This is a genomic window from Amycolatopsis sp. NPDC023774, assembly GCF_040639695.1.
Lineage (GTDB): Bacteria > Actinomycetota > Actinomycetes > Mycobacteriales > Pseudonocardiaceae > Amycolatopsis.
The window spans coordinates 25,689-51,477 of sequence record NZ_JBFAAJ010000015.1; the positions used below are offsets into that span (position 1 = coordinate 25,689).

23 protein-coding genes and 2 pseudogenes are annotated in these 25,789 nt (G+C 71.3%); 14 read left to right on the top strand and 11 right to left on the bottom strand.

What is annotated here, in order from left to right; genetic code table 11:
* Positions 1-194: 194 nt before the first annotated feature.
* Positions 195-455, bottom strand: a complete 261-nt coding sequence (locus AB0F91_RS27260) for a hypothetical protein (protein WP_360601814.1) — start codon at positions 453-455, stop codon at positions 195-197.
* A 555-nt stretch (positions 456-1,010) separates the two neighbouring features.
* Between AB0F91_RS27260 and AB0F91_RS27265 the strand changes: the two genes are divergently transcribed.
* Together AB0F91_RS27265 and AB0F91_RS27270 are read left to right on the top strand one after the other, a co-directional pair.
* On the top strand, positions 1,011-1,580 hold the full coding sequence (locus AB0F91_RS27265; RefSeq protein ID WP_360601816.1) for a dihydrofolate reductase family protein: 570 nt from the start codon (positions 1,011-1,013) through the stop codon (positions 1,578-1,580).
* A gap of 65 nt (positions 1,581-1,645) precedes the next feature.
* Complete coding sequence (locus AB0F91_RS27270) at positions 1,646-1,927, top strand: hypothetical protein (protein WP_360601818.1); 282 nt, start codon at positions 1,646-1,648, stop codon at positions 1,925-1,927.
* Positions 1,928-1,988: 61 nt separating this feature from the next.
* Here AB0F91_RS27270 and AB0F91_RS27275 read toward each other — a convergent pair whose 3' ends face one another.
* The gene (locus tag AB0F91_RS27275) at positions 1,989-3,290 is read right to left on the bottom strand and encodes a hypothetical protein (protein WP_360602074.1); all 1,302 of its coding nucleotides are present in this window, start codon (positions 3,288-3,290) and stop codon (positions 1,989-1,991) included.
* A 133-nt stretch (positions 3,291-3,423) separates the two neighbouring features.
* On the opposite strand from AB0F91_RS27275, the gene AB0F91_RS27280 reads away from it, so the two are divergent.
* Positions 3,424-4,881, top strand: a complete 1,458-nt coding sequence (locus AB0F91_RS27280; protein WP_360601820.1) for an ABC transporter substrate-binding protein — start codon at positions 3,424-3,426, stop codon at positions 4,879-4,881.
* A 571-nt stretch (positions 4,882-5,452) separates the two neighbouring features.
* Here AB0F91_RS27280 and AB0F91_RS27285 read toward each other — a convergent pair.
* Complete coding sequence (locus tag AB0F91_RS27285; RefSeq protein ID WP_360602076.1) at positions 5,453-6,040, bottom strand: NPP1 family protein; 588 nt, start codon at positions 6,038-6,040, stop codon at positions 5,453-5,455.
* 50 nt (positions 6,041-6,090) lie between these two features.
* Positions 6,091-6,828 carry an SDR family oxidoreductase gene (locus AB0F91_RS27290; RefSeq protein WP_360601822.1) on the bottom strand — a complete coding sequence of 246 codons (738 nt, stop codon included), beginning with the start codon at positions 6,826-6,828 and terminating at the stop codon, positions 6,091-6,093.
* Between the two features lie 106 nt (positions 6,829-6,934).
* Between AB0F91_RS27290 and AB0F91_RS27295 the strand changes: the two genes are divergently transcribed.
* A complete protein-coding gene (locus tag AB0F91_RS27295) occupies positions 6,935-7,567 on the top strand; it encodes a class I SAM-dependent methyltransferase (RefSeq protein ID WP_360601824.1) in 633 nt (210 codons plus the stop codon).
* 39 nt (positions 7,568-7,606) lie between these two features.
* Here the strand turns inward: AB0F91_RS27295 and AB0F91_RS27300 are convergent.
* The 4 genes and pseudogenes from AB0F91_RS27300 to pip all read right to left on the bottom strand — a co-directional run bounded on the left by AB0F91_RS27300 (position 7,607) and on the right by pip (position 13,447).
* A pseudogene (locus AB0F91_RS27300) lies at positions 7,607-9,500 on the bottom strand (S8 family serine peptidase).
* A gap of 252 nt (positions 9,501-9,752) precedes the next feature.
* The gene (gene lpdA, locus AB0F91_RS27305; protein ID WP_360601826.1) at positions 9,753-11,138 is read right to left on the bottom strand and encodes a dihydrolipoyl dehydrogenase; all 1,386 of its coding nucleotides are present in this window, start codon (positions 11,136-11,138) and stop codon (positions 9,753-9,755) included.
* Positions 11,139-11,190: 52 nt separating this feature from the next.
* Entirely contained in the window at positions 11,191-11,976 is a 786-nt protein-coding gene (locus AB0F91_RS27310; RefSeq protein ID WP_360601828.1) for a lysophospholipid acyltransferase family protein, read from the bottom strand.
* 64 nt (positions 11,977-12,040) lie between these two features.
* Positions 12,041-13,447 (bottom strand): prolyl aminopeptidase, encoded by a 1,407-nt coding sequence (gene pip / locus AB0F91_RS27315; protein ID WP_360601830.1) that lies wholly within the window; start codon positions 13,445-13,447, stop codon positions 12,041-12,043.
* A gap of 37 nt (positions 13,448-13,484) precedes the next feature.
* Here pip and AB0F91_RS27320 point away from each other — a divergent pair, with 37 nt between their 5' ends.
* The 7 genes and pseudogenes from AB0F91_RS27320 (at position 13,485) to AB0F91_RS27350 (ending at position 21,348) form a co-directional block, all read left to right on the top strand.
* On the top strand, positions 13,485-14,522 hold the full coding sequence (locus tag AB0F91_RS27320; protein WP_360601832.1) for a LacI family DNA-binding transcriptional regulator: 1,038 nt from the start codon (positions 13,485-13,487) through the stop codon (positions 14,520-14,522).
* A gap of 79 nt (positions 14,523-14,601) precedes the next feature.
* Entirely contained in the window at positions 14,602-15,285 is a 684-nt protein-coding gene (locus tag AB0F91_RS27325; RefSeq protein WP_360601834.1) for a response regulator transcription factor, read from the top strand.
* Positions 15,286-15,287: 2 nt separating this feature from the next.
* Positions 15,288-16,631 carry a HAMP domain-containing sensor histidine kinase gene (locus tag AB0F91_RS27330; RefSeq protein ID WP_360601836.1) on the top strand — a complete coding sequence of 448 codons (1,344 nt, stop codon included), beginning with the start codon at positions 15,288-15,290 and terminating at the stop codon, positions 16,629-16,631.
* A gap of 148 nt (positions 16,632-16,779) precedes the next feature.
* Entirely contained in the window at positions 16,780-18,201 is a 1,422-nt protein-coding gene (locus tag AB0F91_RS27335) for an amino acid permease (RefSeq protein ID WP_360601838.1), read from the top strand.
* Positions 18,198-18,971: a carbon-nitrogen hydrolase family protein gene (locus tag AB0F91_RS27340; protein ID WP_360601840.1), complete on the top strand. Its 774-nt coding sequence runs from the start codon at positions 18,198-18,200 to the stop codon at positions 18,969-18,971. The genes AB0F91_RS27335 and AB0F91_RS27340 overlap by 4 nt, the downstream gene beginning before the upstream one ends.
* A pseudogene (locus tag AB0F91_RS27345) lies at positions 18,968-20,603 on the top strand (NAD(P)/FAD-dependent oxidoreductase). The gene AB0F91_RS27340 and the pseudogene AB0F91_RS27345 overlap by 4 nt, the downstream one beginning before the upstream one ends.
* Before the next feature lie 112 nt (positions 20,604-20,715).
* A complete protein-coding gene (locus tag AB0F91_RS27350; protein WP_360601842.1) occupies positions 20,716-21,348 on the top strand; it encodes a TetR/AcrR family transcriptional regulator in 633 nt (210 codons plus the stop codon).
* 178 nt (positions 21,349-21,526) lie between these two features.
* On the opposite strand, the gene AB0F91_RS27355 is transcribed toward AB0F91_RS27350, so the two are convergent.
* Complete coding sequence (locus AB0F91_RS27355) at positions 21,527-22,255, bottom strand: TetR family transcriptional regulator (RefSeq protein WP_360601844.1); 729 nt, start codon at positions 22,253-22,255, stop codon at positions 21,527-21,529.
* Positions 22,256-22,322: 67 nt separating this feature from the next.
* On the opposite strand from AB0F91_RS27355, the gene AB0F91_RS27360 reads away from it, so the two are divergent.
* The 3 genes from AB0F91_RS27360 to AB0F91_RS27370 all read left to right on the top strand — a co-directional run bounded on the left by AB0F91_RS27360 (position 22,323) and on the right by AB0F91_RS27370 (position 24,030).
* Positions 22,323-23,189 carry an alpha/beta hydrolase gene (locus AB0F91_RS27360; RefSeq protein ID WP_360601846.1) on the top strand — a complete coding sequence of 289 codons (867 nt, stop codon included), beginning with the start codon at positions 22,323-22,325 and terminating at the stop codon, positions 23,187-23,189.
* An 84-nt stretch (positions 23,190-23,273) separates the two neighbouring features.
* The gene (locus tag AB0F91_RS27365) at positions 23,274-23,702 is read left to right on the top strand and encodes a hypothetical protein (protein WP_360601848.1); all 429 of its coding nucleotides are present in this window, start codon (positions 23,274-23,276) and stop codon (positions 23,700-23,702) included.
* Positions 23,703-23,844: 142 nt separating this feature from the next.
* Entirely contained in the window at positions 23,845-24,030 is a 186-nt protein-coding gene (locus AB0F91_RS27370) for a DUF5302 domain-containing protein (RefSeq protein WP_285973648.1), read from the top strand.
* Between the two features lie 55 nt (positions 24,031-24,085).
* On the opposite strand, the gene AB0F91_RS27375 is transcribed toward AB0F91_RS27370, so the two are convergent.
* Together AB0F91_RS27375 and AB0F91_RS27380 are read right to left on the bottom strand one after the other, a co-directional pair.
* Complete coding sequence (locus tag AB0F91_RS27375) at positions 24,086-24,418, bottom strand: MarR family transcriptional regulator (RefSeq protein WP_360601850.1); 333 nt, start codon at positions 24,416-24,418, stop codon at positions 24,086-24,088.
* Positions 24,419-24,599: 181 nt separating this feature from the next.
* Positions 24,600-25,673 carry a Glu/Leu/Phe/Val dehydrogenase dimerization domain-containing protein gene (locus AB0F91_RS27380; protein WP_360601852.1) on the bottom strand — a complete coding sequence of 358 codons (1,074 nt, stop codon included), beginning with the start codon at positions 25,671-25,673 and terminating at the stop codon, positions 24,600-24,602.
* Positions 25,674-25,789: the final 116 nt, after the last annotated feature.

Here is a 25,789-nt window from a genome sequence, read left to right on the forward strand (position 1 = left end):
AAGGTGCCCTCCACGGTCAGGGGGACTCGCCGTGGAGCGGACCCCGCGAATGGGGCGGTACGGCTTTGCCGGGCCCCCTTGCTCAGGCGAGTGCGACCACCGGCCGGTGCGCGTTGACCCGAGCCGGCGGCCACTCGCGCGTCCCGAGGAGCACGTCGTCGGTCACGATGCGGTAGTCAACGCGCGCACCACCATCAGGCCCAGGCCGGCAGGTACGACCTCCGCTTCGCGAGTTCCGGCTGGGCGCCGTGCCGGCACCGGGCGTCGACGACCGCGACCGCCGACGCCCACGACGGCGGCCGCCAGTACACCGCCCAGTCGATCACCGCCGGGGCCTGGCCATCGGCGAACAGTATGTTGCCGAGCAGGCCCCCGTGCACGGCCTGCGAGACGAGGTCGACCGGACCGCGAGCGGCCACGAGCGGGCGCAGCAGTCGCGCGGAGTCGCTCCGCACGGGCGGCTTCCCAGGCGACGCGGTCGCTCGTGGCCCGCGGATCGTCGCGCCGGTTCAGGAAAGCCGGCCAGGGCAGGGCGGCGACGGCCTCGTGGCACGCGAGACCGGCCCGCACCACATCGCCCGCCCGGCCGACGTCCGGTTCACCCGCGACGAGCAGAGCCGCCTCCCCGCCGTCGGCGAACCAGCCGCCGCCGGTCATCCTGAGCGGCCTCGCGATGCGGAGCCCGGCCGGATCCAGCCCGGAAAGGGCGCCGGCGCGCCACACCGTCTCGGACACGAACTCCACGCGTTTCAGCACCGCCCAACCGGCGGGCCACGTTCCGCCTTTGCCGCCGGGCAGCCGCTCAAGCGACTGGTCGGCGAGCCCGAACGCGGCCAGGCCGGAGGGGGTGGAGGCGTCACGGCCGCTGATCGCAGGAGAGCTCAGGTCCGCTTGTCGTCGTGGTTTCGACCCGCCCCGAGATTTTTCCGAGCCGGTGTCGATTGGCGTCGAGCGGGTTCGTAGGCAGGGTGAGGGGCCGCCCGGCCCGAACCTCACTCAAGGAGCACATCATGACCGCCACCTACACCTTCGACGTCTTCTCCAGCCTCGACGGCTACGGCTCCCACACCGGCGACTGGGGCGGCTACTGGGGCAAGCAGGGCCCCGAACTGCTGGCGCGCCGGCTCGAGCTGTACGGCGAGGGGCAGCGGATGGTCTTCGGGAAAACCACGTTCCGGGACAACGCGGAGATGTTCGCCCAGTTCGGTGTGGAGAACCTCGACCCCTGGGTCGCCCGGATGCGGAACCTGCCGGCCACCGTCGTGTCCACCACCCTGCGCGGCCCCCTCGACTGGCCGGACGCGACGGTCATCAGCGGCGACGCCGTCGACGTCGTCGCGCACCTCAAGAAGGAGTCCGACGCGCCGCTGCGCTCGCACGGCAGCCTGGCGATGAACCGCGCCCTGATGGCCGCCGGCCTGGTCGACCGCGTGCAGCTGACGGTCTTCCCCGTGCTCACCGGCCGAACCGGCGCCGCCCGCGTCTTCGAGGGGTTCGAGGACTTCGACCTGGAACTCCTCGAAAGCCGCACCTTGGACGGGCACACGCAGGAGCTGATCTACCGGCCCACGCGGCATTGATCCGGCTGCTTCCACGCGGCCGCACGGCTGACAGACTCCGTCTCGTGGCAAAGCTCCATGCAACGGTGACCCGATGGGTGGACGAAGAGTTCCCCGGCTTCGTGGAACTGCGGTTCGCCGAGGCGGACGGCACCGTCGTACTGATCACGGAGAAGGTGCCCGTCCTGACCGCGGAGTACTGGGCCGCGGGCACTCCGCTGCCGATGCCGTTCGACCTCGACTGCGAAGTGCTGCGGCGCGAACGGGTTCCCCACGGCCCTGCCACAGCGGTCGTCGAACTGAGCCACGGAGTCGAGGACGACAACGGCCGGCGGCAGTTCACGGTGCCGGCGGACCAGGTGCGCTGAACCTCAGACCGCGCGGGTGCGGGGCCGCTCGAAGGCGTTCGGGCGGCCCGGCGACCGGACCTCAGGCAGTGAGCTTCAGAACATCCACCCCACGCACGTTGTCCGCCACGTACACGTACCCGTCATGCCAATACGGCGCCCACGAGCTCGCGTCCGCGGGGCGGAAGTAGGCGATCTGGCGCGGGTTGGTCGGGTCGCTGACGTCGAGGAAGCGCGTGCCCTGGGAGTAGAAGGACTGGACGAGCACGTGGTCGCGCAGGTCGAAGTAGTGGGCGGAGCAGTCGTCGGAGGCGGGGTCGCTGCCTTCCTGGCCCGCGACGCTCCAGGTGCCGATGCTCTGCAAGCGGAAGGGGTCGTCCGGGGTCGAGCGCCAGCCTTCGCCGTGGTACGAGCCGGCCAGCGAGGAGATGGTGAGCACGCCGTCGCCCGCGCAGCCGTCGAGGAAGTTCTCCTCGGTGGCGTACACGAGGTCGTGGCCGCGCCAGGCGCCGGCGTCGCGGGGACCGACCGGGTGGAAGCTGTTGTGCAGGAACTTCGACGGCGCGGCGGTCTCGTCGACGCCGCCGCCGGCGTACGGGATGGGTTCCAGCGCGGTGGCGCGATGCACACCGCCGCGGACGGGGTCGCGGTGCAGGCCACTGGTCCAGTAGCCGCGCACACCGCCGCGGCCCGACACCCACGCCACGCCCGCGGAGTCGACCTGGACGTCGTGGACGTAGTCGGTCCGGCCGTCGTTGCGGGCGAGCTCGATGGGGTCGGGGTGGACCACAGGGTGGCGCGGGTCGCGCACGTCGGTGACCCAGATCGGGCGCCCGCCCCAGTCGGCCGGCTGGTCGTCGGCCTTCGCGGGGCCGCCGGTCCACAGGTAGCGGCAGCCGTTGACGCAGCTGGTGGTGTGGCCGGCGGGCACGCGCACGTAGCTGAGGATCGCGGGCTTCTCCGGGCGCGAGACGTCGACGACGTAGATGCCGGACTCGCCGGTGTGCGTGTTGCCCTCGAACGCGCGCGGATCGCGTGAAAGGAACACCAGCTTGCGCTGCGCGTCGACCTCGGTGTCCTCGGTCTCCCACAGGCCGGGGAGGCTGAGCTGCCCGATCGCCTTCGGCGCGGCGGGGTTGCGCGTGAGGTCGTAGACCTTGAGGCCGAACTCGCCGGACACCACCATCACGTCGCGGTGGCCGTACTGCAGGAAGTTGGCGGAGATCGCGCCCGCCGCGTCGGGCACGTTGCCGACGGCGCGCACGCCCTTGACCGCGCCCGGGTCACCGGCGGTGTGTTTGGCCTGAACCACCGGCTTGTCGTCCTCGCCGCACGCGGCCGCGGGCAGCTCGGTCGCGATGAGCGTCGCGGCGACAGTGGTCAGGGCCAAGCAAGATCGAACCCACCAGCGGCGCACACGAACCTCCCAGAACGCCCAGCGTGACCCTTGCACTCTATGACGGTGACCAACCGGACACAACCACCTTTCGTCTCTTTCCAACTGGTATTAAGACACCATGCGCCTGCCTGCCCTGCTCGCCGCCGCGATGGTGGCGTTGTCCGCGCTCGCCGGCTGTTCGTCCGACGACCCGGCGCGCCCAGGTGTCGTCACGGTCGGGCTGCAGGAGCCGGGCACGCTGCTGCCCGCCGACGTCGACGACCAGGCCGGACGGTTCGTCACGGGCGCACTCTGGACGCCGCTCGCCGACTACGACCCGGCCACGGGCGAGCTCACCCCGCGCGCCGCCGCGTCGATCGCGAGCGCCGACCGCGTGACGTGGACCGTGAAGCTGCGCCCCGGGTGGAAGTTCCACGACGGCACCCCGGTCACCGCACAGTCCTATGTGGACACCTGGCGGGTCATCGCCGGCGAGAACTGGGAGGTCACGCCGGTGCTGACGAAGTCGTTGCGGGCCAAGCAGATCACGGCGCCCGACGCGACGACGATCCGGCTCGTGCTCGACCGTCCGAGCAGCCAGGTGCCGGCATGGCTCTCGGCACCGGGGCTCGTGCCGATGCCCGCGTCGGTACTCGCTTCGCACGACTGGAACGGCTTCGCCCGCCACCCCGTCGGCGACGGGCCCTTCCGCCTCGCGGACGACTGGACCCCCGGCACCGGCGGCACGCTCCTGCGCGTCACCCCGGCCGGCGAGCGGGCCACCGAGGTCGACCTGCGCGTGGGCGACCCGGTGGAGCAGTACGACGCCGTGCGCGACGGTTCGCTCGACCTCGTCACCTCCGTCCCCGGCGAACGCCACGAAGCCATGCACACCGACTTCGCCGAGCGCCACACCACCTGGCCCCTGCCCGAGGCCGGCTATCTCGTCTTCCCCACGAACGACCCGCGTTTCGCCGACGCGGCCGTGCGCCACGCCTTCGCACTCGCCGTCGACCGCGGCGCGCTGGAGGCCGGTCCTCTCGCGCACCAGGTCGACCCCGCCCACGCCCTCCTCCCACCCGCCGACGCCCCCGGCGAACGCACCGGCACCTGCCGCCCCTGCTCCTTCGACGCGGCGGCCGCCAAGTCACTGCTCGGCCAATCGGGGTTCAGCAGTCCCGCGACGGTGTACTTCGACCCCGGCGCGGGCCAGTGGACACGGCCGCTCGCCGCCGGTTTGGCCACGGCGCTGGGGGTGCCGGTGACCGCCGCCCCACGGCCGACCGAGCAGGCGGCCGGCCTGTCTACTGTGGACCTGAATCTCGCCTCCGCGAGCCCGGCAGACCTGCTGTCGGCCTTGGCTTCCGCCTCGGGCTACTCGGACGCCGGCTTCGAGCAGGACCTCTCGGCGGCGGAGTCCGCGGCCACCGCCGCGGAAGCCGGGCAGCTGTACCGGGTCGCCGAGAACCAGCTGCTGCGCGACCTCCCGGTCGCTCCCCTGTGGACGGGCCACGGGCACGCCGTGTGGTCGCCCCGCCTGCACGACGTGACGGCGGCGGCGTTCTCGGGGATCGACCTGTCCGGGCTTTCCGTCTGAGCACACCTTCGCGTGCGGCACGCGGGGAACCTCGACGAAACCTTTGCACATCCCGGCAGACGTTCGAATCGGGCCGCCAGGCGCGGCAGGACGTCACACGCGAAACCACGAGCGCCGCGGCGGCCCGCAGGACCCAGTTGTGCCGGTCAGCACGACCATTCCCAGTGCGACCGCGCCGCCAATCCGGCCCGGAGAAAGCCCTACCCTCGCCGATGTCGCTCGCGACCGTGATGGCGGACAGGGAGCCGCGGTGGTCCCGGATCTCCGCCGAGCACGGCCTCAAGCCGGCCTACCGCGACGTGTCCGCCTGGGCCTTCGGCGACTTCGTGTTCCCGTGGGACCACGACCTGTCCGCCGACACGTCGAAATCACGCCGCGCGGGCTTCCACTCCTCTGTGACACCGAACGAATGTGCTACCTCGTGGTCGACGAGTTCCGCCGCGACAAGGTCATCCCCTGAGCCTCAGGCGTTCGGGTCCAGTCCGACGTCAGCCGGTTTCGCGGTCGCGAGCGTGCCGTTGAAGCGGTCGTCCGTCAGCTTGATCGTCGCGTCCCCGAAGTCGGCGCGCGGTCAGCCTGTCGCGGATGCCCGAGGGGTAGTTGTCCCAGCCGACGAGGCCCTTGACCTGTCCACGCCCTCGTCGTTCTCCGGCGGCTCGTCGTCGTTGCCGGCCTTGGGGCAGCGGAAGTCGTGGGTCGAGACGCCGTCCTTGTGGTACACGGCCTTCGGGTGGCTGTCCTGGAACGGAACCGCCGAGGCGGGATTCGTCTCATAACCCTGGTGCTGGGAAACGGAAATGTAGTTCACCTGGTCGTCCTGCACCCACACGACGATGTGCTCCCGGTCGTGCTTGTGACCCGCCGACACGGGTCCGTCGGAGACCTGGTCCTTCTCGAAGTAGTACCCGTACAGGTAGGCACACCAGCCGTTGTTGCACTTGGACCGGGAATAGACGTTGGTGTTGGCCAGGTCGGGCTTGTCGTGGCAGTTTCCGTTCACCGCGCCGCCGAGGTCGAGGCCCGGGTTGAGCGTGCCGTGGCGATCGCCAGCGGTACGACGGCCACCCTGCGCAACGTGCGGTGCTTCATCGAGCGCGTCCCTTCTCGTGGTCGCACGCCCAGCGTGGTCCCGGGACGCGAGCTCCGCAGTGTGGATCAGGCCACTCGAAGATCATGACCCGAACGGCTAAATCCGGCGGTACGGAAGGGTCAACCCCTCCCAATGAACGGCATGGTCGTGGCCGTGATGGTCAGGAACTGGACGTTCGCGTCCAGCGGCAGCCCCGCCATGTACAGCACCGCGTCGGCCACGTGGCCCGCGTCGAAGGTGGGCTCGGCGAGCACGCGGCCGTCGGCCTGCGGGATGCCGGCCGACATGCGCTCGGACATCTCCGTGGCGGCGTTGCCGATGTCGATCTGGCCACACGCGACGTTCCAGGCGCGGCCGTCGAGGGAGATCGACTTGGTCAAGCCCGTGACGGCGTGCTTCGTGGCGGTGTAGGCGACGCTCGCGGGCCGCGGCGCATGCGCGGAGATCGAGCCGTTGTTGATGATCCGCCCGCCCATCGGTTCCTGGTCCTTCATCAGGAGCACGGCCTGCTGCGCGCACAGGAACATCCCCGTCAGGTTCGTGTCGACCGTCCGGCGCCAGCGCTCCACCGACAGGTCCGCGACGGTCCCGCCCGCCGACACCCCGGCGTTGTTCACCAGCAGGTCGAGCCGGTCCCACTGCTCCCGCACCGCCGCGAACAACGCCGCCACGGCCTCGGGCGAGGTGACGTCCGTGGGCACCACCAGCGCGCCCTCGGCACCGCCTGCTGTCTCCGAAAGCGCTTCGGCCCGGCGCCCGGCCAGCGCGACCTGGTAGCCGGCGTCCAGCAACGCCCGCGCGACCCGCCGACCGATGCCCGAACCCGCTCCGGTGACCACCGCGGTCTTGCTGCTCATCCCGAACGCCCTCCTCGTCGCGGCCGCCCCGCACGCTGCCACACCATCCGGGCCACCACAATCCACGGCGTGGACTCGCGGCCGTCGCGCGGGCAGACTTGCGGAAATGGGACCACGAGACACTCTGCTCGCCGGGGTGGCGAGGCAACTCGGCCACCCCAGCGGGCTGCCCGGCCGGGCCGTCGGGCGGCTGCTGAACCGCGCCAACCGCGGCAGAATGACGGCGGCCGTCGAAGCTCTCGACCTGAAGCCCGGGGAGACGGCGCTCGACATCGGGTTCGGCGGCGGTCTGGGCCTCGACCTGCTGCTGCGCGCCGCGGCGGGCGGGACGGTGCACGGCGTCGACATCTCCGACACGATGATCGCCAAGGCCCGCGCCGCGTTCCCCGCCAACATCGCCGCCGGCCGGCTGCGCTTGCACCGCGGCACGATGACCGCGCTGCCACTGGAAGACGCGTCGGTGGCCGCCGCGATCACGCTCAACACGGTGTACTTCATCGACGACCTCGACCTGGCGCTCGCGGAGGTCGCCCGCGTGCTCACGCCAGGTGGCCGGTTCGTGCTCGGCATCGCCGACCCGGAAGCCATGAAAGCCATGCCGTTCACCGAGCACGGTTTCCGGCTGCGCCCGGTCGCCGACGTCGAGACGGCGCTGGGCGCGGCGGGTCTGAGCCTGGACCGCCACCAACGCGTCGGCGAGGGCACCCGCGCCTTCCACCTGCTGATCACGAGCAGGTGAGCCGGCGGCCCCGGTCAGCCGGGGCCGCCGGAACCCCGCCTAGCTCTGCGGCACGCCCAGCGCCGCCAGCGCCGGACCGGCCATGATCACGCCGGCGCCCGTCACGGGGTCGTACCCGGGCGCGCCCAGGTCGATCGCGCTCGACACCAGGGCCGAGCGGATCTCCGCGGGCGTCGCGGTGGGCTTGCCCGACAGCAGCAGCGCCGCGATCGCCGCCGCGTGCGGGGCGGCCGCGGACGTGCCGTAGAACGGCTGGAAGCCGGCCACGGACGTGGCGACACCGTCGGCCGCGGTGATGTCCGGCTTGGCGCGCGTGGCGCCGCCCGTCGAGGACACGTTGCCGGGCGTGATCGCGCTGCCGTCGGGGTTGTAGAACAGGTGGCGCGGCCCGTCGGAGGTGAAGCGCTCCCACTTGCTCGCCGAGCTGAACTGCCCCGGGTACGGACCGGCCGGGTTGGCCGGGTCACCCGTCTCGAGCGGGCGGCCGAACGCCGTCGCCGCCGGGGCCGCCGCCACGCTGAACGCCGCGGCCGCCGCCGAGTGGCCCGAGGTCACCCCCGCCGAGCTGAACGCCGGCAGCGAACCCTGCGCCACGAACCGGCCGCGGATCACGTTGAGCGCAAGGAACCGGTCGGCGCCGCTGTACTTGACCACGGCGACGCGGTAGCCCGAGCCGTTGGCCGGCACCGAAGCGATCTCGTACGGGTTCTGCGAACCGCTCTGCGGGTTGTCGCTGGAAGCCACGACGCGGCCGGAGGAGTTGAGGACGTACAGGTCGTAGTCGTTGGCCGACTTGCCCCAGGGGTCCGACCAGAACAGCGTGACGGGCTTGCCGAGCGAACCCGCCGACAGCGGGTCGGTCGTCTGGGTGGCAGGACCGGGGTCGAAGTCGTGCGCGGTGCCGCTGACCCGCGGCAGCGTCGTGCCGGACGAGCGGAAGTCGCCCTCGTAGTACCCGCTGGTGCCGTCGGTGAGGTTGCCTGAGTTGCCGGCGGAGGAGAAGTAGAGCGCACCGGCGGCGGTGACGTCGTTGACGGCCTGCGCGACCTGCGTGTCCTGGAACGGCGACTCGTCGAAGTAGGCGACGTCGTCGACGATCACGGTGCACTTGCCGGTGGTGCGCAGCGCGCGGATGTTGGCGGCGAAGCTCGATTCGCTGGTGAACGCCGTCGCAAAGCCGAGCGTCGCCCCGGGGGCGAGGTCGTGGATGATCTCGAGCATCGCGGTGCCCTCGTCGCCGCTGCCGGCCTGACCCGACAGCACGTCGACGGCCGGCAGCTCACCCGCGGACTGCGACTTCGCCAGGGAGTTCACGCCGTCGGACAGCACGCAGACCTTCACGCCGGTGCCGGTGACGCCGTACTGGGCGCGGGCGGTGTCGGCGCCGTGCGCCTTGTCCCCTTCGGACACCTGCGTCGCGGCGACGGCCTTCGCGGCGAGCTCGGCCCGCGGGTCCTGCTCACGCCAGGTCATGGCCTGTACGGCGGGCCTGCACGCTGGTGACGTCCGCGCGCGCCGCGATCCGGTCCACGGCGGCGAGCGGCAGGTCCGCGCGCACGGCGCCGTCGGGCGAGGCGTAACGCACGGTGCCGCCCGCCGCGCGCACGGCCCGCGCCACGCCCTTGCCGCCCTGGATGTCGACGGACACCGCGCCGGCCTTCGTCACGGCCAGGCCGGTGCGGTAGTCGGGCAGCAGGGCCGCGAGCGCCCGGTCCGCGCGCAACCGCTTTTCGATCACGAGCTGACCGGCTTGCTTGCGCTCCGCGGGCGTCAGCGACTTCTTGATGCTCTGCAGCGCGCCGATCCCGGCCTCAGTGCGCTGCGCCGCCGCGTCGGCCGCGGACGGCTGGGCGCTCGCCACCCCCGCGCCGAGCAGCGCCAACCCCGCCGCCAACGCCGCCGACTTCGTGGCGACCCGGCTGAATCTCACCATCGGTCCTCTCCCTGCCTCGGCCGCTCCACCGGCGGTAGTCAGGAGAATCTAGAGAGTGATCGACCGCCGGGTACACCGACAAAAGTTTGAATCGTCCTCCCTGTCCAGTACGTGGACGGCTGACAAGCTCCCCCGGGTCCGAGGCCGCGCGCCGCGGGCACCGGGGAGCGTCCCGAGCCGACGTTCACCCTCCGCACACGACAGCGCCGGACCGTCCACAGTGGACGATCCGGCGCTCGTGAAGCCGAAAACTCAGAAGTTGATCATGTGCCCGGCCAGCCCGTGGATCGCTTCCTTCACCGCCTCGCCCAGGGTCGGGTGGGCGTGGACGTTGCGGGCGACCTCGTGCACGGTCAGGTCCCACTGCTGGGCCAGCGTGAGCTCGGGCAGCAGCTCGGTCACGTCCGGGCCGATGAGGTGCGCGCCGAGCAGCTCGCCGTACTTGGCGTCGCTGAGGATCTTCACGAAGCCGCCGGCGTCGCCGAGGCCCTGCGCCTTGCCGTTGGCCGTGAAGGGGAACTTGGCGACCTGCACGTCGTAGCCCTTGTCGCGGGCCTGGGCCTCGGTCCAGCCGAAGCTGGCGATCTGCGGCTGGCAGTAGGTCGCGCGCGGGATCATCACGAAGTCGAGCTCCATGGTCTCCGCGCCGGCGATTGTCTCGGCCGCGACGACGCCCATGGACTCCGACGCGTGCGCCAGCATCAGCTTCGCCGTCACGTCGCCGATCGCGAACAGGTGCGGCACGTTGGTGCGGCCCCGGCCGTCCACCGCGATGGCGCCGCGCTCGGTGAGCTCGACGCCGGTCTTCTCCAGGCCATAGCCCTGCACATTGGGCGCGAAGCCGATGGCCTGCAGGACCTTGTCGGCCTCCAGCACGTCCTGCTTGCCGTCCTTCGACACCGTGACCCGAACCTTCGCGCCCGAGTCGTCGATGGCTTCGACCTTGGTGCCGGTGAGGACCTTGATGCCGAGCTTGCGGTAGCGCTTGGCCAGCTCCGCCGACACCTCGGCGTCCTCCAGCGGCACCATCCGGTCGAGGAACTCGACGATGGTCACGTCCACGCCGTAGTTGCGCAGCACGTACGCGAACTCCACGCCGATCGCGCCGGCGCCCGCGATCACGATGCTCCCGGGCACCTCGCTCTCGAGGATCTGCTCTTCGTAGGTGACCACGCGGTCACTGCGGGAAGTACCGGGCAGCAGACGCGCCGTGGCGCCGGTCGCGATGACGCAGTGGTCGAAGGTGATCCGCTCGCCGTTGACCTCCAGGGTGTGGTCGTCAACGAACTCGCCGTGGCCGTCGTACTCCGTGATCTTGTTCTTCTTCATCAGGAAGTGCACGCCCTTGACGCGGCCGTCCGCGACCTTGCGGCTGCGCTCGTAGGCGGCCGAGTAGTCGAAGCGGATCTCGCCGTCGGAGGAGATGCCGTAGGTGGCGGCTTCTTCCTTCACCGTGTGCGCCAGCTCGGCGTTGCGCAGCAGCGCCTTCGACGGGATGCAGCCGACGTTGAGGCACACCCCGCCCCAGTACTTCTCCTCGACGACCGCCGCGCTCAGCCCGAGCTGCGTGGCGCGAATGGCGGCCACGTAGCCGCCGACCCCGGCCCCCAGGACCACGACGTCATAGTGTGCACTCATACCGTCTAAATTACCCCGAACCGACTGGCGGGGCGGGGTGACGGTGCTCGCCTCACGCACGGTCGCCAGGCGGCTCTTCGCCGCGGATGCCGGCCAGCAGATCCGTCACCGCGCGCATGATCCGGGCGGTCGCTTCTTCGAGCACCTCACGGGTCGGCTCGCCGTTGCGGAGATCCGAAAGGTCCACCGGCGGACCCGCCACGAGCTCGACGGTCTTGCGCGGGATCCCGTGCGGCAACCAGGCCCCGGCGGGCAGCAGGTGGTGCGTGCCCCAGTTCGCGACGGGCACCACCGGCACGCCGGTCTCCAGCGCGATCCGCGCGACGCCCGTCTTGCCCTTCATCGGCCAGCCGTCCGGGTCGGTCGAGAACGTGGCCTCCGGGAAGATCGTCACGCACTCGCCGGCTTCCACCGCCTTCACGGCGTCGCGGTAGGCGCCCGCGGCCGTCGGCGCCCCGCGGTACACCGGGATGTGCTGGCCGGACCGCATCACCGAGCCGACCACCGGCAGATCCCACAGGCTCGACTTCGCCAGGTACCGCGGCACGCGGCCGGCCGCGAGGCAGAACGCGGTGAGCGTGGTCGGGTCGGCGAAGGACAGGTGGTTCGACGCCACCAGCATCCCGCCCGAAGCCGGGATGTGGCGCGCACCGCGCACGCGGAAGCGGCTGAACAGCACGAGGAACTGCCAGACCACCTCGATCGCGAAGCTGTACCAGGCGCCACGGCCGGCGCGGGCGAAGCGCCGGCCGTAGGCCTCCATCTGACGGAAGGTGAGCAGCTCCCCCTCGTTCTCGAGCGGGGTCCAGCGGTCGCGCGACCGGTTTCGCAGGGCCATGAGCGTCATTCGTAGCCGAAGACCACCCGGCTCGGTTGACCCCGGGTCTCGGACGCGGCGCGGATCACACCCGCTCGAGGACCACCACGGGGATCTCGCGGTCGGTCTTCTTCGCGTACTCGTTGTAGTCCGGCCACACCGCCGCGAGCTTGTTCCACAGCCGGGCACGCTCCTCGCCGGAGACCGTGCGGGCCCGGGCGGTGAACTTGTCGGCCAGCACCTGGACGCGAACCTCCGGGTTGGCCTCCAGGTTCAGGTACCAGCCGGGGTGCGTCGGCGCGCCGCCCTTGGAGGCGACGATCACGGGGTTGCCGTCCACCTCCTGGTAGATGAGCGCGAACTTGCGGTCCTCACCGGACTTGCGGCCCTTGGTCGTGAGCACCAGGGTCGGTACGCCGGGCTGCCACTCGTGGCCGACCTCGCCGTCGGTCTCCTCGTAGCGGCGGACGTGCTCGTCACCAAAAAGCATCCGTGTGTTTCCTCTCGGCTCGTCGATCTCGTGCTCGTCCCAGCCTGCCGCGAACCGGTCGGTCGTGCTGATCAGCTCGTGCAGGGTCCGGGGCTCGTCGAAGGCGTGACCGGCGTCGGAGATCATCTTCAGCTCCGCGCCGGGCAGTACCTGCGCCAGCTCCCACGCCGTAGTCGCGGGAGTGACCACGTCGTACCTTCCCTGCACGAGAACGCATGGGATGCCCGCGAGCTTCCCGGCCTCGCGGATCAGCTGGTCCTCGGCCAGCCAGCCGCCGTGGCGGAAGTAGTGGTTCTCGATGCGCGCGATGGCGAGCGCGAACTCCGGCTCGGTGAATGCCGACACCACTTCCTCCTGCGGCGTGAACTTCACCGTCTCGCCCTCCCACCGGCTCCAGGCGATCGCTGCGGGACCGTGAACTTCGGGGTCCGGGTGGTGCAGCAGCTCGTGGTACACCTCGAGCAGGTTGTCGCTGCGGCGCGCGTACGGCACGGGCGCGAGGAACCGCGACCACGCTTCGGGGAACAAGCACGCGGCGCCGCCGCCGAAGAGCCACTGGATCTCTTTCACCCGCAGTGTCGCGACTCCGCGCAACACGAGCTCGCTCACGCGGTTCGGGTACTGCTCGGCGTACGCGAGGGCAAGCACACTGCCCCAAGAGCCGCCGAACAGCTGCCACCGGTCGATGCCGCGGTCTTCGCGCAGGAGTTCCATGTCGGCCACGAGGTGCCAGGTGGTATTCACCGACAGGTCCGCCTCGGCCGTGCTGCCGTGGGGCGTGCTGCGGCCGCAACCGCGCTGGTCGAACAGCAGGATCCGGTACCGCTCGGGGTCGAACAGCCGCCGGTGCCGCGCCGACGCGCCGCCGCCGGGACCACCGTGCAGGAACGCCACCGGCTTGCCCGCGGGGTTCCCGCACTCCTCCCAGTAGATTACGTTGCCATCGCCCACCGGCAGCATCCCGTGGTCGTAGGGTTCGATTTCCGGGTACAGACCGAGCATGGGGCCACTATGCCCGAGGAACCACCATGGAGGAGCGATGAAGTCCGGGCCGCACGTGACCCTGGCGGACGTGGCACAAAGCGCCGACGTGTCACTCGCCACGGCTTCGCGGGTGCTCAACGGCACCGCGTCCGTCCGCACGGACCTGCGCGACCGCGTGATGTCGGCCGCGACTGAGCTCGCGTACGCACCGAACGCACACGCGCAGGCACTCGCCGGAGGGACACATCGGACGGTCGGGGTGATCTGTCACGATGTGTCCGATCCGTACTTCTCCGCGGTCGCCGGCGGAGTCATGAAGGTGGCCAACGGCAACGGCCTGCTCGTGATGCTCTCCGACACGTTCCGCGACCCCGACCGCGAAGTGGCGTATGTCTCGGCACTGCGAGCCCAGCGGGCGTCGGCGATTTTGCTGATCGGGTCGGCGTTCGAGGACCGCTCGTGGGAACGCGCGATGACCGCGGAGCTCGATCCGTACCGCCGAGGCGGCGGCCAGGTCGCCGCCGTCAGTCGGCACCGCGGGCTCAAAGTGGACACCGTGCAGCCCGACAACCGCGGCGGCGCGGCCGCTCTGGCGAAGGCGCTCGTCGGGCTGGGCCACAAGCGGTTCGCCGTGCTGGCCGGACCGACTCGGCTCACCACGGTGTGCGACCGGCTTGGCGGCTTCGCTGAGGAACTCGCCGCCCACGGCGTGCCGCTGTCCGATGAAGATGTCCTCGAGACCGCCTTCACCCGCGACGGCGGCTACGAAGCGGCGAAGCGGCTTCTGGAGCGGCCGAAGCGGAAACGCCCGACATGCGTGTTCGCCGTCACAGACCTGATGGCGATCGGCGCGCTGGCCGCGTTGCGCGAGGCCGGCGTCGCCGTCCCGGGTGAGATCTCCGTGGCGGGTTTCGACGACATCCCGGTGGTGCGCGACCTCACGCCGGCACTCACCACGGTCGCGCTTCCTCTGGAACAGCTGGGCGAACGGGCGATGGACCTCGCGCTCAAGGGTTCCGGCGCGCGAGCGCGCACGGTCCGCCTCAACGCCGAGGTCGTGCTTCGCGAAAGCACCGCGCGCCCGAGGCGCTGAGCACCGTCCTCTGTAGACGCCACGAGCCTCCGCGGATTTCCCGGCACAGTCCTTCCGGGGTGTTGGTTAGGCTGCCCCCGTGGCCAAGGTGCTGGTGGTGGAGGACGACATGACGATCGGCGGCGTCCTGGAGTCGTCGCTCGCGCGCCACGGCCACGAGGTGCGCTGGTGCCGCGACGGCCGCAGCGCCCTGAACGAGACCGGGGCCGAGCTCGTGCTGCTCGACCTGGGTCTGCCCGACCTCGACGGCGTGGACGTGTGCCGCCGCCTGCGCACGAGCATGCCGGGTGCCGTCGTCGTGATCCTCACCGCGCGGGCCGACGAGATGGACGTGGTCGTGGGCCTCGACGCGGGCGCCGACGACTACCTGACCAAACCCATCCGGCTCGGCGAGTTGCTCGCCCGCGTGCGCGCTCACCTGCGCCGCGGCGCGCCCGCGAGCTCTGCGGTGCCGGTGGTCACCGTCGGCTCGCTCGTGGTCGACGCGGCGAGCCGGCGCGTCGTCGTCGGCGGGCGGGAGGTGGACCTGCGGGCGCGGGAGTTCGACCTGCTGGCTCGCCTCGCCGAGCAACCGGGCGTCGCGGTGAGCCGGGAGCGGCTCATGGCCGACGTCTGGGACGCGAACGCGCTCGGCTCGACCAAGACGCTCGACGTCCACATCGCGGCCTTGCGGCGCAAGCTCGCCGACGCCGCGCCCGAGCCGGCGGACGTGCCCCGGATCGCCACCCTGCGGGGGCACGGCTACCGCCTGGAAGAGGCCTGAGCGTGCGCCGCCGGATCGTCACGCTCACGGTGCTCGCCGCCGTGCTCGCCACCGTGCTGTTCGGGCTCCCGCTGGCCGTCGCGGCGCTGTGGTACTTCCGGGAGAACACCGGCTCCGAGCTCGAACGCGCCGCCGACGGCACGGCACTGGAGGTGTCCGACGCGCTCGCCGCCGGGCGCGCGCCCCGCCAGCCGGTGCAGGGCAGCGTGACCGTCGGGATCTACGACCCGGGGGGACAGCTGGTCTCCGGTACGGGTCCGGACACCGCCGACGCGGTGGTGAGCCAGGTGTCCGGGGCGGACGTCGACGTGGCGTCCGGTCCGGTCGACGGCGAGGACGTGCTGGCGGTGCCGGTGATGGACGGCGCGCGGCTCGCGGGCGTGGTCCGCGCGGCGATGCCGCACACCGTGCTCCTGCGTCGCGTCGGGCTGACCTGGCTCGCGATGATCGGGTTCGGCGTCGCCGCCGTCGCCGCGAGCTGGCTCATCGCACGGCGCCTCGCGGCCCGGCTGTCGAGCCCGCTGGAGGAGCTGTCGTCCGCGGCGACCAGGCTCGGCGACGGTGACTTCACCGCTCGCGGCCCTCGCGCCGGCATCGCCGAGATCGACCGGGTCGGGGCGGCGCTGGACGTGACGGCGGAGCGGATCGGCGAGACGCTCGATCGCGAGCGCGCGTTCTCGGCCGAGGCGTCGCATCAGCTGCGCACGCCACTCGCCGGCTTACGGCTGCAGCTGGAGGCCGCGCTGGAGACGCCCGGGCTCGACCCGTACGCGGCGATCCGCGCCGGCATCGACTCGGCCGACCGGCTCGAGCGCACCATCGACGACCTGCTCGCGTTGTCTCGCGAACGCCGGGCACCGCGCGCGGAGCTCGACCTCGACACGGTGCTGGCCGAGCTGCGCGAGGCCCGCACTCCGTTGCTCGACGGGTGCGGCCTTCGCGTCGAAGTCCAGGACCCGCCCACCGTCCGGGCATCGGCGGCGGCCGTGCGGCAGGTGCTCGCGGTGCTGCTCGAGAACGCGACGACGCACGGCCGGGGCCCGGTCACCGTCGTCGCGCGCGACGCCGGTGGCGCGCTCGCGATCGACGTGGCCGACCACGGCCCGGGCCTCGGCGACACCGACCCGTTCGCCCTGGCCCGCACCGCGCCGCCGGGACACGGCATCGGGTTGCGGCTGGCCCGCAGCCTGGCCGAGGCGGAGGGTGGGCGGCTGCGCCTGTCGAGCCCGCACCCGCCGACGTTCACCTTGCTGCTGCCCGCGAGCGACGAGCCGGCGGAGGCGGCCGCGCCCGCGCGGCCCGAAGCGACCCAGCCGGCCGATCCGTCGCCCGCGGTCGCGGAGTGAACGGATCACCGTTCCGACCGTCAAACTGCAATGAAACACCGAGACCGCATCCGAACGCGCAACGTTTTCCAGTTGTCGGGTACACCTCGCTCGATACCGTGGCTCGCACCCGATCTTCAACGCAGCCTCGACGACGAGGAGTAGCCAGGTGACGTCCACCCCGACCCGCGTGCGGTTCGGCACCGCGCTGTGGCGCCGCAAACCGGTCGCGGACCTGGTGGCCGAGGCCGGCCACGGCCCGTTGAAACGGTCACTCGGCCTGGGCCAGCTCACGATGCTGTCCATCGGCGCGACGCTGGGCAGCGGCATTTTCGTGGTGCTCGGCGAGGCCGTGCCGGTGGCCGGGCCCGCCGTGGTGGTCTCGTTCGTGCTCGCCGGGGTCACGGCGTTGTTCTCCGCGCTGTCCTATGCCGAGCTCGCGGGCATGATCCCGCTCTCGGGTTCGTCGTACTCCTACGCGTATGCCACGCTCGGCGAACTCGTGGCGTGGGTCTGCGGTTGGTGCCTGATCCTCGAGTACGGCGTGTCCGTGGCGTCGGTGGCCGTCGGCTGGGGCCAGTACGTGAACGAGCTGCTGCAGCTGGCGTTCGGGTTCGCGCTCCCCGAGTCGATCAGCGGCCCACCCGGCGACGGCGGGATGGTGAACGTGCCCGCGATCGTCGTGGTGCTGCTGGCGATGGTGCTGCTGCCTTCGGGTGCGAAGGAGAGCGCGCGGGCGAACGCGATCATGGTCGGGGTGAAGATCGCGACGCTGGTCCTGTTCTGCGCCATCGCGTTCACTGCCGTGCAGGCCAGGAATTTCACACCGTTCCTGCCGCTGGGCCTCGCGGGTATGAGCGCGGGCGGCGCCAAATTGTTCTTCTCCTACATCGGGTTCGACGCCGCGTCGACCGCCGGCGAGGAGGCCCGCAACCCGCAGCGCGACCTGCCGCACGCGATCCTGCTCTCGCTCGGCATCGTCACCGTGCTCTTTTGCCTGGTGGCCGTCGCGGCCGTCGGCGCCCTGCCGTGGCAGCGGTTCGACGACCAGCAGGCCGCCCTGTCGCACGTGCTGACCGCGGTGCTGGACAGCCCGTTCTGGGCGGGGGTGCTCGCCGTCGGCGCCATCGTGGCGATCTCCAGCGTGGTGCTGACCGTCCTCTACGGACAGACACGGATCCTGTTCGCCATGTCGCGCGACGGGCTCGTGCCCACGGCACTGTCCACAGTGCACCCGAGGACCGGCGTGCCGCGCACGACCACCCTGGTGGTGTCGGCGTTCGTCGCCGTGCTCGCCGCGTTCGTGCCACTGGGCAAGCTCGCCGACGCGACGAGCATCGGCACACTTTTCGCTTTCGGCCTGGTCAATATCGCCGTGCTCGTGCTGCGCCGGCGCCGCCCGGACGACGCGCGCACGTTCCGCGTGCCGTTCTCCCCCATCACACCGGTCCTCGGCGTGCTCTGCTGCGCGGACATGATGTTCAGCCTCGACGGGGCCACGTGGGTCGTGTTCGGTGGCTGGATGCTGCTCGGGCTGGTGCTGTACTTCGGCTACGGCATCCGGCGTTCACGGCTGGCGGAAGCGAAATGATCGTCGCCGTCCACCAGGGGCCCTACGAGGACCTGCCCGCCGCGCTCGCTGCCGCGGCCGAAGGCGGGGCCGCGCTCGTCGTCACCGCGGAGATGATCACTACGGGGTATGCCCTCGGCGCCGCCGTGGTCGCCGAACGCGCCGAGCCGGCCGACGGACCACTCGCGCGGGAACTGGGCGCGCTCGCGCGAGAGCACGACGTGGCGCTGGTCTACGGCTACCCCGAACGCGACGGTGAAGCCGTGTACAACTCGGCGCAACTTATTTCCGCACAAGGGGAACGGCTCGCGAACTACCGCAAGACGCACCTCTACGGCGAGATCGACCACACCCAGTTCTCCCCTGGCGCGGACCTGGTGGTGCAGGCGGACCTCGGCGGGCTGCACGTGGGGCTGCTCATCTGCTACGACGTGGAGTTTCCCGAGCCGGTGCGCGCGCACGCCCTCGCCGGCACCCAGTTGCTGCTCGTGCCGACCGCGTTGATTCGGCCGTACGAGCGGGTCGCGGACGCGCTCGTCCCCATCAGGGCGCACGAAAGCCAGCTGTACGTGGTGTACGCGAACCGCTGCGACACCGAGGGCGAGCTGACCTACTGCGGCCATTCCACCGTCGCCTCCCCCGACGAGACCGTGGCGAAAGCCGGCGAAGGACCCGAGCTGATCTTCGCCGACATCGACCCGGCCGTGCTCACGCGTCCGGAGAACACCTACCTCGCCGACCGCCGGCCCGCGCTGTACCGATCCCTGACCGAAGAAGGACCCCAGGCATGACCTCCGCCGTCCCGACCGCGATCCCCACGGACGAGCCGGCCGGGCGCCCGATCACCATGTTCGGCCCCGACTTCCCGTTCACCTACGACGACTACCTCACCCATCCCGCCGGCCTCGGCACCGTGCCGGCGCAGCACCACGGCACCGAGGTCGCTGTGATCGGCGGCGGACTGTCGGGCGTCGTCACGGCCTACGAGCTGATGAAACTCGGGCTGCGGCCGGTGGTGTACGAGATCGCCGAGCTGGGCGGACGTCTGCGCACGCACCGCTTCCCCGGCCTGCCCGACGACGTGGTCGCCGAACTGGGCGCCATGCGCTTCCCGCCGGCGTCCACCGCGTTGTTCCACTACATCGACAAGGTGGGGCTGGAAACCTCGCCGTTCCCGAACCCGCTCTCGCCCGCGACGCCGAGCACCGTCGTGGACCTCAAGGGGCACAGCCACTACGCGCGCACGCCGGACGATCTGCCACCGGTGTTCACCGAAGTCGCCAAGGCCTGGCAGCGCACGCTCGACGAGCACGCGTCGTTCGCCGAGATGCAGATCGCGATCCGCGACCGCGACGCGAAAACTGTGAAGCGCATCTGGAACGAGCTCGTGCCGCGCCTGGACAACCAGACCTTCCACGGATTCCTGTGCGATTCGCCCGCGTCCGCGTCGTTCCGCCACCGCGAGATCTTCGGCCAGGTCGGCTTCGGCACAGGCGGCTGGGACACCGATTTCCCCAACTCGATCCAGGAGATCCTGCGCGTCGTCTACACCGGCGCCGACGACGAGCATCGCAGAGCATCACCGGCCGCAGCAGGCAGCTGCCGGTGCGGTTGTGGGACGACGCACCGGAAACCCTTGCGCACTGGCCCGCCGGCACGAATCTGGCCGCGCTGCACGAAGGCGGCCGGTCGCGCCCCGGCGTCACGCGGCTGCACCGCACGGCACCGAACAACGTGACCGTCACCGACGCGTCCGGGCACATCCGCACCTTCCGCGCCGCGGTGTTCACCGCGCAGAGCTGGCTGCTGCTGTCCAAGATCGACTGCGACGAGGCGCTGTTCCCGATCGACCACTGGACGGCGATCGAGCGCACGCACTACATGGCGTCGTCGAAGGTCTTCGTGCCGGTGGACCGGCCGTTCTGGCTCGACCGCGATCCCGTGACCGGGCGGGACACGATGAGCATGACACTGACCGACCGGATGCCGCGCGGCACGTACCTGCTCGGTGCCGACCCTTGCAAACCCGCCGTGATCTGCCTTTCCTACACGTGGGCCGACGATTCGCTGAAGTGGTTGCCGCTGAGCGTCTCCGAGCGCGTGGAGGTGATGCTGCAGTCGCTACGCGAGATCTACCCCGGAGTGGACGTGCGCAAGCACCTGGGCGACCCGGTGACCGTGTCGTGGGAGGCGGAACCGCACTTCATGGGCGCGTTCAGGACAACCTGCCCGAGCGCTACCGCGGGCTGTTCCTCGCCGGCGACCACGTTTCCTGGACCGCGGGCTGGGCCGAGGGCGCCGTGCAGACGGCGCTCAACGCGGCGTGGGGCGTGCAGCGGCACTTCGGCGGCGAGTCGGCGCCGGCCAACCCCGGTCCCGGTGGCCTGTTCGACGACCTGGCGCCGATCGAACTGCCCGCCTGACCCCGCGGCCCGTCAACCCGTACCCGGCGGTAGCCAACCGATGGTGTCCCCGGGCGCGACACCTCCGAAGATCGGTCGGTCCCGCTGAACCGATCATGCGAAAATATTACGTATGAATACGGAGCCGGCGCCGAAGTGGCGGAGACTGGAACCGGACGAGCGCCGGGAGCAGATCTACGCCTGCGCAGCGCGCCTGTTCGGCGAACGGCCCTACTCGGCGGTGTCCACTTCGGACATCGCAGCGGCCGCCGGGGTCGCGCGGGGGTTGATCAACCACTACTTCGGCACGAAACGCGAGCTGTACCTGGAAATCGTGCGGCGCGCGCTGACCGTGCCACGGCTCGCGATCGAGATTCTGCCCGAGGGCCCGCTGGAGCTGCGCGCCGACGTCGCCATCGACTGGTTCCTCGACATGGTGCGCTCGCAGGAGAAGACGTGGCTCGCCGCGATCGCGCCGGAAGGCATCGGGCGCGACACGGAGGTCGACCGCATCCTCGAAGAGGCCGACCGCGAATCGGCCGACCGCGTGCTGGAGGCCGTCGGGCTTTCGCGCGACAGCGAGCACGGCGAGGAGCTGAACGCGGCCGTGCGCGCGTTCGCCGGCATGGTGAAGGCGGCGGGACGCGAATGGCTCGTGCGGGGATCACTGAGCCGGGATCAGGTGCACACCCTGCTGAGCAAATCGCTCGTCACCCTCATCGGTGAGGTGTTCCCGCTGATCCAGGGCGAAGTTCCCGGGGAATGACGGAACCCCCGGCACCACGAGGGGGGAGGAAAGTGCCGGGGGCCCCGGCCGGAAGCCTCGCGACCCCCGGCTCCTTTCCACGTTACCCCTGGTCGACGTGGGTTCGGTGTCAGTTTCCCCCGGATAACACCGGGGCGGTCACACGTTCGGCCCACGCAGGAAGGCTGCTGCGACCAGATCAGGCCCGCGGCTCGGCCTCGAGCTCGGCCAGGCGGTGCGCCAGCCCGTCCACGCAGCGGCGCACCGCGTAGTCGTAGAGCCGGGCGTACCAGCCGGCCGCCAGCTCCGGATCGGCCATCAGCTCGTGCATGGCGCGCCCCTGCGCGGCCATGCCGGGCAGGTCGGTCCGGTCGCGATAGGTCGCGTACTCCTCGGTGTTGTCCAGGCGCAACGCGAGTGTGCTGTCACGGTCGTCCTCCATCGCCACGAACTGGCAGGCCGTGGCGACGAGCACGTTGTAGGCCAGCACGCTCTCCTCGCGGAAGCCGGCGGCGAGCAGCACGCCGATCCCGCGGTCGATGGTGCGGATGGCGGCCGACACCGACGGACCGAACAGCACCAGCCGCCGCGCGGTGCCCGGGTGGGCCCGCAGCACCGTGCGCAGCTCGCCCAGCAGTTCAGCGAACCAGTCCTGCCACGACAGGTCCTCGTCGGGCAGGCTCAGCAGGCCGACGACGCGGTCGAGCACCGCGGCCACGACCGCGTCCCGGTCGCCGACGTGGTGGTAGATCACTGCGGGGTAGGCGTCCACGGCCGCCGCCAGCTGGCGCAACGTCCAGTTGTCGAGGCCGCGTTCGGCGGTCAGCGCGACCGCCGCGTCGACCACCTTCTCGGCGGTGACGGCCGGCAGTCCCGCCGCCGCGCGCGAGCGAGGGCGGTTCCCGGCCCGCGAGGACGAAGACGGCATGCGATGTACCGTATCCGGATAACGACGGCCCGTGCCAGGATTTGGGGAGCTAGGGCAGGATCAGGGCATGCCCCGTGCCCTGGCCAACGGCCTCGAACTCGAGTACGACACTTTCGGCGACCCCGCGAACCCGCCGCTGGTGCTCGTGATGGGCCTCGGTGCCCAGATGGTGACCTGGGAGACCGGGTTCTGCGAGCTGATCGCCAGCAGGAGGTTCTTTGTCGTCCGTTTCGACAACCGCGACATCGGCCTGTCGGCCTACCTCGACGACCTCGGCGCGCCCGACCTCGCGGGGATCGCTGCCGGACAGGCCTCGGCGCCGTACCTGCTCTCCGACCTCGCGGACGACACCGTCGGCCTGTTCGACGCGCTCGGCTTCGCGAAGGCCCACGTGGTGGGCGCGTCGATGGGCGGGATGGTCGTGCAGCAGCTGGCCATCGACCACCCGGACCGGCTGCTGAGCCTCACGTCGATCATGTCCACGACCGGCGACCCGACCGTCGGCCAGACCTCGCCCGCCGCGCTGGCCACGCTGACGCGCCCGCCCGCGGCGACGCGCGAGGAGGCCATCGAGCAGAGCATCGCCTCCTACCGCACCACCGGCTCGCCGGGTTATCCCGCGACCGACGAGTACCTGCGGTTCAGGGCGACCCGGGGCTACGACCGCGCGCAGCACCCGATGGGCACGCTGCGCCAGGCTGCGGCAGTCATCGCTTCGGGCGACCGCACGGAGGCCCTGCGCTCGCTGCGGCTGCCGACGGTGGTCGTGCACGGGGACTCCGACCCGATGATCGACGTGAGCGGCGGCAAGGCCACCGCGGCCGCGATCCCCGACGCCGAGCTCGTGGTCATCCCCGGTATGGGCCACGACCTGCCCGAACCGCTGTGGCCGGAGATCGTGGACGCGATCGTGCGGGCCACGAGCCGCAGTTAAGGAGACGTCAAGAACACCGCGCGGGCTGTAGGGGAAGCGTCCGCGCCTCTCGTGCGGTGCGGGCGGGCGCGCTGAGCTGGACCCATGGGCATCACCGGTGGTTTCGGTTTCCCGCTCGGCTGCGCGGCCGTGGTGGCCGCCGCGATCGGAGCGGATGTCGCGGGGGCGACCGCGCACCCGCTCTACGCGCTGGTGCCGCTGGCGCTCGTCGTGGTCGCCGCCGCTGCGACCACGGCACCGGTCGCCGCGGCGGGGATCGCCGTCGTGGCCTGGGCCGTCGACTCCGGCTTCATCCTCGGCCGCGAAGGCCGCCTCGTCTTCGACGGCGCGAGCGGCCGCGCCGCCCTCGTGCTCTGCGTGGTGCTCGTCGCAGGCTTGCTGTCCCGCCTCGTGGTGACGGCGGCGGTCCGCGCCCGCCGCCGCGTTCACCCGCGGCCGCACCGGTTCGTGGCGTCCGTCCCCTCACCGCGAACCGCCGGACAGCGGCGGGCCGATCACGCAGCGTCGGCCTGATCGATCCGGTGCATCCCGCCCTGGTCGAGCGTGGTTGGCTGTGCGGGTGTGAGCGTGTCCCGGTGTGTCGAAATCGACTCGCGCCGGGCTCCCGGCGGTGCCAGGCTGGGACGGTCACACGTCGTCACCTTCGGAGGTAAGCATGAGTGATCCGCAACCGTCGCCCAGCGGCGAGGAGGACGACGTCAAGCGCAAGTTCCGCGAGGCGCTGGAGCGCAAGCAGGCCCACGCCCGCTCCGGCTCCGCCCACGAAACCGGCGGCGGCAAGAACCAGCACGCCCACGGGCCCGCCGCGAACAAGCGCACGTTCCGCCGCAAGAGCGGCTGAGCATCGCCCACCGACGAAGGCCCCCTCACCGCGGTGAGGGGGCCTTTCTCACGCCTCAGGAGCCGGGCGAGCCGGGCGGTGTCGCGCAGGTACTGCTCATACGGGAAGCCGGCTTCGAGCAGGGCGGCACGCAGCTCGGCGTAGAGCGGTTTCCCGTTGTCGTGGAAGGCTTCGAGCCGACCTCGGTGATGCTCACGAGCCGGCGGCGGACGTGTTCGGGGTCCTGGCAGGCCTGGACGAGCCCGGCGGTCTCCAGCGGGCGCAGCGCGCGGCTGATCGCCGGGTCGGACACCGGCAGCGCCTGTGCCAGTCGGTGCTGGGTCACCGGCTGGATGTCCTCCAGCGTGCCCAGCAGCCGCAGCTGGCTGTAGCTCAGGCCCCCCGGCATCGTCACCACGCCGGCGCGCGGCCTCCGCGAGCAGGAACAACACGCGAGGCAGCAAGTCAGCGCGCTCGTCCCGGCCGTGTCCACATCGGAACAGCCCGGCACGCCGGCGCTCGGCTGAAACCGTTCCTGCCGAGCAAAGCGGGCGCACGGAAATCCCGCGCGCCCGCCGTCGTGAAAAATCTCAGACCGTCAGGATCGACCGCAGCCGGCCCACGTCGGCCATGCGGCGTTCGGCGAGGCGGTCGGCCGCCGTGGCGGGCGGGACACCGTCGGCCTTGGCCAGGGCGTACACGGCCTTCGTGGTGTCGAAGATGGCCGTGGTCTTGCGCTGGGCGCGGGCGAAGTCGAAGCCGTGGCGTTCGTCGTCGACCTGGATGACGCCGCCGGCGTTGACGAGGTAATCGGGGGCGAACAGGATGCCGCGGTCGTCGAGGAGCTTGTCGACGCCCGGGTGGGCGAGCTGGTTGTTCGCGGCACCGCAGACGATGCGGGCCTGCAGCGCGGCCACGGTCTCGTCGGTGAGCACACCGCCCATTGCGCACGGGGCGAAGACGTCGAGGTCCGTGCCGATCAGGGTGTCCACATCGGACACCACCTCGACGCCCGGGTACGCGGCGCGCGTGCGCTCGACGGCGAGTGCCGAAACGTCGGTGATCACGACCTGCGCCCCCGCCTCCACGAGGTGGCCCACCAGGATGTGGCCGACCTTGCCGACACCGGCGACGCCGACGCGACGGCCGGCCAGATCGGGCACGCCCCACACGTGGTCGGCCGAAGCGCGCATGCCCTGGTAGACGCCGTACGCGGTGAGCACCGAGGAGTCGCCCGCACCGCCGTCTTCGGGCGAGCGGCCGGTGACGAACTTCGTCTCGCGGGCCACCACGTCCATGTCGTGCACGTACGTGCCCACGTCGCAGGCCGTGATGTAGCGGCCGCCGAGGGACTGCACGAAGCGGCCGTAGGCACGCAGCAGCGCTTCGGACTTCATCGTGGCCGGGTCGCCGAGGATCACGGCCTTTCCGCCGCCGAGGTCGAGTCCGGCCAGCGCGTTCTTGTACGCCATCCCCTTGGAGAGCGCGAGCACGTCGTCGAGCGCGTCGTCCTCGGTGGCGTAGGGGTAGAAGCGGGTGCCGCCGAGCGCGGGGCCCAGTGCGGTGGAGTAGATGCCGATGATGGCTTTGAGGCCGCTGGCCTCGTCGTGGCAGTACACGACTTGTTCATGGCCGCTGTGCCGGCCGAACACTCCTTCGGTCACGGTGGTGACTCCCTTGTCTGACCGCTCGCGGTTCGTGGCCGCGCGCTCCGGAAGGTGGTGTGCCGAGCAGAGATCGTCTACCCGCACACCGCCAACCTAGAGCCATCCGCGCGAAC

What these genes read in the sequence shown, in the direction of transcription:
- AB0F91_RS27265 (WP_360601816.1), top strand. Translation starts at nt 1,011, where the DNA reads ATGACCGCCACCTACACCTTCGACGTCTTCTCCAGCCTCGACGGCTAC.
- AB0F91_RS27280 (WP_360601820.1), top strand. Translation starts at nt 3,424, where the DNA reads ATGCGCCTGCCTGCCCTGCTCGCCGCCGCGATGGTGGCGTTGTCCGCG.
- AB0F91_RS27290 (WP_360601822.1), bottom strand. Translation starts at nt 6,828, where the DNA reads ATGAGCAGCAAGACCGCGGTGGTCACCGGAGCGGGTTCGGGCATCGGT.
- AB0F91_RS27295 (WP_360601824.1), top strand. Translation starts at nt 6,935, where the DNA reads ATGGGACCACGAGACACTCTGCTCGCCGGGGTGGCGAGGCAACTCGGC.
- lpdA (WP_360601826.1), bottom strand. Translation starts at nt 11,138, where the DNA reads ATGAGTGCACACTATGACGTCGTGGTCCTGGGGGCCGGGGTCGGCGGC.
- AB0F91_RS27310 (WP_360601828.1), bottom strand. Translation starts at nt 11,976, where the DNA reads ATGGCCCTGCGAAACCGGTCGCGCGACCGCTGGACCCCGCTCGAGAAC.
- pip (WP_360601830.1), bottom strand. Translation starts at nt 13,447, where the DNA reads ATGCTCGGTCTGTACCCGGAAATCGAACCCTACGACCACGGGATGCTG.
- AB0F91_RS27320 (WP_360601832.1), top strand. Translation starts at nt 13,485, where the DNA reads ATGAAGTCCGGGCCGCACGTGACCCTGGCGGACGTGGCACAAAGCGCC.
- AB0F91_RS27340 (WP_360601840.1), top strand. Translation starts at nt 18,198, where the DNA reads ATGATCGTCGCCGTCCACCAGGGGCCCTACGAGGACCTGCCCGCCGCG.
- AB0F91_RS27350 (WP_360601842.1), top strand. Translation starts at nt 20,716, where the DNA reads ATGAATACGGAGCCGGCGCCGAAGTGGCGGAGACTGGAACCGGACGAG.
- AB0F91_RS27355 (WP_360601844.1), bottom strand. Translation starts at nt 22,255, where the DNA reads ATGCCGTCTTCGTCCTCGCGGGCCGGGAACCGCCCTCGCTCGCGCGCG.
- AB0F91_RS27360 (WP_360601846.1), top strand. Translation starts at nt 22,323, where the DNA reads ATGCCCCGTGCCCTGGCCAACGGCCTCGAACTCGAGTACGACACTTTC.
- AB0F91_RS27365 (WP_360601848.1), top strand. Translation starts at nt 23,274, where the DNA reads ATGGGCATCACCGGTGGTTTCGGTTTCCCGCTCGGCTGCGCGGCCGTG.
- AB0F91_RS27370 (WP_285973648.1), top strand. Translation starts at nt 23,845, where the DNA reads ATGAGTGATCCGCAACCGTCGCCCAGCGGCGAGGAGGACGACGTCAAG.
- AB0F91_RS27375 (WP_360601850.1), bottom strand. Translation starts at nt 24,418, where the DNA reads ATGCCGGGGGGCCTGAGCTACAGCCAGCTGCGGCTGCTGGGCACGCTG.